Genomic DNA, 6,518 nt, shown 5'->3' with positions numbered 1-6,518 from the left:
ACTTGAAAATGTCGGCGACGAAAGGGGAAATGCCCTTCAGCTGCAGCCGACTGACGTTCTGCTCGAGCAGGCGCAGCCGTTGCGGGCTGACATCGCTGGCCCAGACTTTCACATCAGGGCGCAGGCAGGCCAGGGTCATTGATTTGCCTCCCGGGGCCGCGGCCACGTCGCAGACCGTTTTTTCCGCCTTGGCCGCGGCCAGCAAGGCTACGGCCTGGGAACCGGCGTTCTGGATATAAAAAGCCTCCAATTGTCCCGACTTTTCCAGCACCTGGCCCGCGGCCGCGGTTTCAAAACAGCCCAGCTGCGCCAGTTCGCGGCAGGGGATGTCGGCAACGGCCAGGGCTTGCCGCGCCTGCTCCATGCTCATCCGCTCCGAGTTGAAGCGCAGGTGAAAGACCGGTTCGCGGTCGAGGTAGGCCAGGTCGGCTTCGCCGGCGGCGCCGATCCGACGCAGCCCGCTTAACAGGATCGGGGCGATGGCGTATTTAAGGCTTGGGTTCGCGCTCTTGGCCAGCTTGTCACGGACGGCCGGTAGGTTGCGCAGGAGTTCGCGCAGGATGGCATTGACAAAGGGTTTCTCCTTTTTCGCGGCCATGTTCACCGTTTCGTTGACCACGGCGTATTCGGGGTAGGAATCGGAAAAAAGCAGCAGGAAAACGGCGATCTTCAGCTGGGCATGCACAGCCGGTGCCGGAGCTTGGCGCTTGTTTTTCAGGAAAAGGCCGATGACGTGTTCCAGGGCGATCTCCTTACGCACCACGCCGTAGACCGTCCGGGTCAGCGCGCTTTTGTCGTCATCGTGATACGAATCGAGGAAACGGGTCAGCAGCAGGCGCAGGTTGGTCTGGCGGTCCTGGGCATACTCCTGCAGAACGCGTGCCGCGGATTTGAGGAAGTTCATGCCAGGCGGGCCGGGAAACGGTTGCCCAGCGAATATTGCCAGGGGCTCATCTCTTTCTTGCCCTCGGGGCGGATGGCAACGATTTCCAGGACCGTGCCCTGGCCGCAGGCAACTTGCAATACCCGGGCATCCAGGGACAGGATGGTCCCGGACGAAGCCTGGTGCGTCGATCCGCCGGCGCGGGCGTTGATGATCTTGATCAGCCGGCTGCCGTCCCGGCAGTACAATCCCGGCCAGGGGGTGAAGGCCCGCAGCTTGTCGGCCAGCCGACGCGCCGGCAGGTTCCAGTCGGCCAGCCCCTCGCTTTTTTTCACCGGCGGGGCCAGGGTGGCCGCCGCGTCATCCTGGGGTCGTTTTTCGATCCTGCCGGCGACTATCCCCTCCAGGGTATCCAGCAGGAAAGGGGCGGCGAGCTCTCCCAAGCGCTGCTGGTAGGCGGCGCAGGTGTCGTCGGGGAGGATCGGGGCTTCCTTCTGCGCCCAGATGTCGCCGGCATCCATGCGGCCGCTGATTTCAAAGATGGTGATGCCGCTGTGCTCTTCGCCGTTTTCGATCGCCCGCTGCACCGGGGCGGCCCCGCGGTAGGCCGGCAGCAGGGAAAAATGGACGTTGACGGTCTTGAAGCGCGGCAGGGAATACAAAGCCCGGGGGATGAACTGGCCGTAGGCTACAACCACGGCGACGAGCGGCTGGCCGCGGCCGATGATTTCCGAAATTCCCGTTTCGCGCAGGGAAGCGGGCTGGATGACGGAGACGTTGTTTTCCTCGGCGAAACGCTTGACCGGTGAGGTGATCACCTGCCGGTTGCGGCCGCCGCGGGCGTCGGGCTGGGTGACGATCAGCGCCAGCCGGCGCCGCTGCTGCAACTCGCGGAGTATCGGCAGGCCGATGGCCGCGGTGCCGTAAAAAACAATGTCACCATTGGCCACTTTTTCTCTTCTGGCTGATCTCTTTTCTGATCAGGGTGCGTTTCAGGCTGGATATGCGGTCCACGATCAGGATGCCGTCCAGGTGGTCGATCTCATGCTGCAGCACCCGCGCTTTCAAACCCTCGAGCTCCAGGCGCAATTCCCGGCCGTCCAGGAGCGTGGCCCGGAAAAAGACCTTGGCGCTGCGCTTGACCGTCAGGGAATAGCCGGGAACCGAAAGGCAGCCCTCCTCGCAGATTTCAAAACCCTCGCTGGCGGTGATCTCCGGGTTGACGAGCACCAGCAATTCTTCGGGAATTTCCCCGACCGAGGTGTCGACGGTGATCAGGCGCAGCGATTCCCCGACCTGCGGGGCGGCCAAGCCGATGCCTGGGGCCTGGTGCATGGTCTGCACCATGGCCTTGGCCAGGTCGGCGATGCGTTGATCGATGGTGGTGACGGCCCGGGCCTTCACCTTGAGCATGTCTTCGCCGTATTTCAGGATTTTCAAAGCGGCTTCATCCACAAAGCCATTATATTTTCTGGGGTCAATTTTGTCAATGCGAATTCATACGGGACAGACCGATCAGATCCATCAGGATAGATGGATGATCGGTGCTGGTTCTTGACAAGTTTGGGGGAACCGTCATATTATCAGGCTCGCGGGGACGGGAAACTCCGCGGCGGACGTTTCGGTTGAGGCGCCGCATGTCAAAGATCGGCACCCGGAGGAGTGAAAAAATGGGCGAATTGAACCTGGTTCTGACCATTCCTCATGGAATTGTCGTGGCCACGAGCTTGGGACTTGAACAGTACGCCAAACACCGCAGCCCCGGCTCCAGCAAATTCTTCCGCGGCAAGACCGTCATGATCGATCTCGCCCTAGAGGCCGACCGCCCCGCCTTCAGCTTCAGCGAGGAAGGGGGATGGCGCGACACCCATGGAGACACGGTGGCTGCCCTGGCCGAAGTCCGTTCGGGCAAGCGCACCAAAACGGCCCTCTCCAACGATGGCTTCAATGTCATCCCGATGAAGGCTTACCGGCAGATCCTCTTGGCCAAAACCGGCGGCTACCTGCTCCCCATGGCTCCGCCAAGGCTGCTCGTGCAATTTGCCAATCATGACTGCCACGAGAAATTGACCCCCGAAGAGATCGCGGCCATCATCGGCCGGACCGATGTCTCAGACCGTTTTCCGCGGCTGCTGATGGTGCTGATGCCTGTCCAACTCCTGGTCATGACCAACCTGACGCCCATCGAATACGCCTGGTATGCCACCCACCGGCCCGGGAAGATCTTCCGTCAGGTTATGTTCACCGAGCTGGGTGACGATCAGCCAGACATCGCCGCGGCCAGCCGTTTTGACGACGCCCGCGAGGAACTGGCCGTCAAGCCCAGCAAAAAAACCAAGGTCATCGCCATGGGCGAATGTTTCAACGATGTCCCCTTTCATGCCTGGGTCGGCTATCGCGGCGGGATGCAGGGCGGGCTCTTCGTCAGTGACCGCAACGGCGTTTCCGTCTGGCCTTTTCCCGAGATCATTCCCCGTTCCTGGGATCAGCATAATGATTAAAAATATATATAGGGGAACCCCATGATCCGGACCACCCTTTTTGAAGGCGCCGCCTTGTGGAGCGTACTGGCTATCGCCCTCCTTGGCTTGGCTTATGCCTTTTTTTTACGGCGCAGCATCATGCGCGAACCCCGCGGCACCGAGAAAATGATCGAGGTCTGGGAGGCCATCCGCCAGGGCGCCAACGCTTATCTTAGCCGCCAGTTGCGGACGATCCTGCCGCTCATCCTCCTGCTGACCGTGGTTCTCTTTTTCAGCGTGGCCATCATCGCCCCCTCAAGCGAAGCGCTGGAACGCTTTCCGGGCATGGGCGCCGCCAAGGTCACGCTGATCGTCGGCATCGGACGCGCGTTCGCCTTCATCCTGGGCGCACTCTTCTCGCTGATGGTCGGCCAATTCGGCATGCGCATGGCCGTCCAGGCAAACGTGCGCGTGGCCGAAGCATCGCGCACGAGTTATGACAAAGCCATGCGCATCGCCTACCGCGCCGGAACGATCACCGGCATCCTGACCGACGGCCTCGGCCTCCTGGGCGGGACGGTCATTTTCCTGATCTTCCAGAAAGCCGCTCCCGACGCCCTGCTGGGCTTCGGTTTCGGCGGCACCCTGCTGGCCCTTTTCATGCGTGTCGGCGGGGGAATATATACCAAAGCGGCCGATGTGGGCGCCGACCTGGTGGGCAAGATCGAAGCCAGCATCCCCGAGGACGATCCGCGCAATGCCGCCGTCGTGGCTGACCTGGTCGGTGACAACGTGGGCGATTGCGCCGGCATGGCCGCCGACATCTTCGAGAGCTACGAAGTCACCATCGTCTCCGGCCTGATCCTGAGCCTGGTCCTGGTTTCCATCACCGGCCAGGTCAAATGGCTGATTTTCCCCCTGCTGGTGCGCGGCATCGGCGTTTTTTCATCGATTATCGGCACTTATCTTGTCCGCGGCAGGAAAGGAACCGCGGGCGAAGCCATGAAATCGATCAACCGCGGATTCTACAGCTCGGCCTTCATTTGCCTGGCCGCTTTCGCCCTGCTGGCCAAGTTTTACATGCACGAGTGGCGGGCATTCCTTTCAGTGGCCGTCGGCATCGGGTTGGCCGTGGTCATCGACGAACTGACTAAGTACTTTACCCACACCAAGTACAAGCCGGTCAAACAGATCGCCCGTTCCTCGCGTACCGGCTCGGCCACTGTCATCCTATCGGGGCTGTCGGTGGGCATGGAATCGACGGTCTGGAGCCTGCTGGTGATCGCCCTGACCATTTTGTCCTCCGTGCTCATCTTCTGGGGCCAGCCGGTGGCGTTCGTCCTGTACGGCGTGGCCATGACCGGCATCGGCATGCTGACCCTGACCGGCAACAACGTGGCCATGGACTCGTTCGGTCCTATCGTGGACAACGCCAACGGCATCGGCGAAATGGCCGGCCTTGAAGACGAAGCGCGCGTGCGGTTGAACGATCTCGACGCCGTGGGCAACACGACCAAGGCCATCACCAAGGGCGTCGCCATCGGTTCGGCGGTGATCGCCTCGGTCTCGCTCTTCGGTTCCTTCATCACCGACGTGACCAAGGTCCAGGTGCAGGAGGGGGTGGCCGCGGCCGGGCAGCTCCTGCACACCGGGATCCGCATTTCCGAACCGCTGGTGCTGATCGGTTTGCTCATCGGCGGAGCCGTTCCCTGGCTGTTTTCCTCGATCACCATCAATGCCGTCACCCGGGCCGCCTCCCTGATCGTGGTCGAGGTGCGCCGGCAATTCAAGATTCCCGGCCTCCTCGAAGGACGAGTGAAGCCCGACTACAAGCAGGCGGTAGGGATCTGTACGGTCGCCGCCCAGAAGGAACTCATCGGTTTGGCCCTGATCGCGATTCTGGTTCCGCTCATGGTCGGACTGATCCTGCGCGTGGAGGCGCTGGGCGGGTTCCTGGCCGGCGTCATCCTTTCCGGACAGCTGCTGGCGGTTTTCATGTCCAATTCCGGCGGGGCCTGGGACAACGCCAAGAAATTGATCGAGGAAGGGAACTACGGCGGCCGCGGTTCGGCCCAGCACAAGGCGGCCATCGTCGGCGACACGGTCGGCGACCCGCTCAAGGACACGGCCGGGCCGGCCCTCAATCCGATGATCAAGGTCATCAACCTGGTGGCGGTCATCAGCGCGCCGCTCATCATTAAGTTCAGGAGCCTGACGCCGGGCCCGATCGCGTTCCTGGTTGTCGCCTTCATCGCCGTCGCACTCGCGGTCTGGTTTTCCAAACGCACCCGACCGCCGCGCCGGGCGCCGGCGGGTTCCAGCCTGGATCAAGTCTGAGGATAGGGGAGTCGCCGTGGCCAGAATCCATCTGTTAGCCGAGACGGTGTTTCGCAAGATCGCCGCCGGGGAGGTGATCGAGCGGCCGCTCTCGGCGGTCAAGGAATTGGTCGAAAACGCCATCGATGCCGGGGCTGGCGCCATCTCCATCGCGCTCAAGGCCGGCGGCAAGGAGATGATCCGGGTCGAGGACAACGGCAGCGGTTTTGCCGTTGACGAGATCGAGATCGCCTTTCAGCGCCACACCACATCCAAGCTGAGCGAGCTTGAGGATCTGAACCATTTGCAAACCTTGGGTTTTCGCGGCGAAGCCCTGCCCTCCATCCTGGAAGTGGCCGACATCGAACTGTTCAGCGCCGACAACGACCTGGGGCAGGGCTGGTGCTACCGCTTCGGCCATGGCCGGCTTCAGGAAAAGGAAGCCTGCGCCTGCCGCCGGGGCAGCATTATCGTCGTCAGCCGCCTTTTCGCCGATTTTCCGGTGCGCGCCAAGTTCATGAAGAGCGACCAGGGGGAGCTCCGTCCGATCACGGCCTTCCTGGAGGTGACCGCCCTGGCCCGTCCGGCCGTCTCCTTTTCTTTGCAGCACAACGGGCGGAGCGTTTTTTCCTATCCGGCCGCCGCCGATTTACGCGAGCGCGTCTACCAGGTTTTCGGCAAGGAGTTCATGGACGGGTTGCAAGCCGTCGATTTCACATTGGGCGATTACCGGCTGGTCGGATTCATTTCCGCCGCCAACACCGGGGTCAGCAACAAGGGGCGGCAATTCTTCATCGTCAACGGCCGCCCGGTCAAGGAGAAGACCATCCTGGCCGCTTTCAACAATACCTACCAGA

The 6,518-nt window shown here is 62.0% G+C and carries 6 protein-coding genes; 3 read left to right on the top strand and 3 right to left on the bottom strand.

Going from position 1 to position 6,518, the window contains the following annotated elements:
• The 3 genes from NTW95_01170 to def form a co-directional block, all read right to left on the bottom strand.
• A partial coding sequence (locus NTW95_01170) for a hypothetical protein (GenBank protein MCX6556039.1) occupies positions 1–904 on the bottom strand: 904 nt, incomplete at its 3' end.
• Positions 901–1,833: a methionyl-tRNA formyltransferase gene (gene fmt, locus NTW95_01165; protein MCX6556038.1), complete on the bottom strand. Its 933-nt coding sequence runs from the start codon at positions 1,831–1,833 to the stop codon at positions 901–903. The genes fmt and NTW95_01170, both read right to left, overlap by 4 nt.
• The gene (def, locus tag NTW95_01160; GenBank protein ID MCX6556037.1) at positions 1,820–2,338 is read right to left on the bottom strand and encodes a peptide deformylase; all 519 of its coding nucleotides are present in this window, start codon (positions 2,336–2,338) and stop codon (positions 1,820–1,822) included. Before def ends, fmt begins: the two co-directional genes overlap by 14 nt.
• 182 nt (positions 2,339–2,520) lie before the next feature.
• Here def and NTW95_01155 point away from each other — a divergent pair, with 182 nt between their 5' ends.
• The 3 genes from NTW95_01155 to mutL form a co-directional block, all read left to right on the top strand.
• Entirely contained in the window at positions 2,521–3,384 is an 864-nt protein-coding gene (locus NTW95_01155; GenBank protein MCX6556036.1) for a hypothetical protein, read from the top strand.
• Positions 3,385–3,405: 21 nt separating this feature from the next.
• A complete protein-coding gene (locus NTW95_01150; GenBank protein ID MCX6556035.1) occupies positions 3,406–5,682 on the top strand; it encodes a sodium-translocating pyrophosphatase in 2,277 nt (758 codons plus the stop codon).
• A 16-nt stretch (positions 5,683–5,698) separates the two neighbouring features.
• Positions 5,699–6,518 (top strand): DNA mismatch repair endonuclease MutL (gene mutL / locus NTW95_01145; GenBank protein MCX6556034.1); only part of this gene is annotated, 820 nt, incomplete at its 3' end.

The organism is Candidatus Aminicenantes bacterium, from assembly GCA_026393795.1.
Taxonomy (GTDB): domain Bacteria; phylum Acidobacteriota; class Aminicenantia; order UBA2199; family UBA2199; genus UBA2199.
Note: the sequence above shows the minus strand (reverse complement) of the source record. Positions and strands in the feature narration are given on the sequence as shown.

Excerpts from the sequence above, each read along its gene's own strand:
- NTW95_01155 (MCX6556036.1), top strand. The coding sequence starts at position 2,521 with ATGTCAAAGATCGGCACCCGGAGGAGTGAAAAAATGGGCGAATTGAAC.
- NTW95_01150 (MCX6556035.1), top strand. The coding sequence starts at position 3,406 with ATGATCCGGACCACCCTTTTTGAAGGCGCCGCCTTGTGGAGCGTACTG.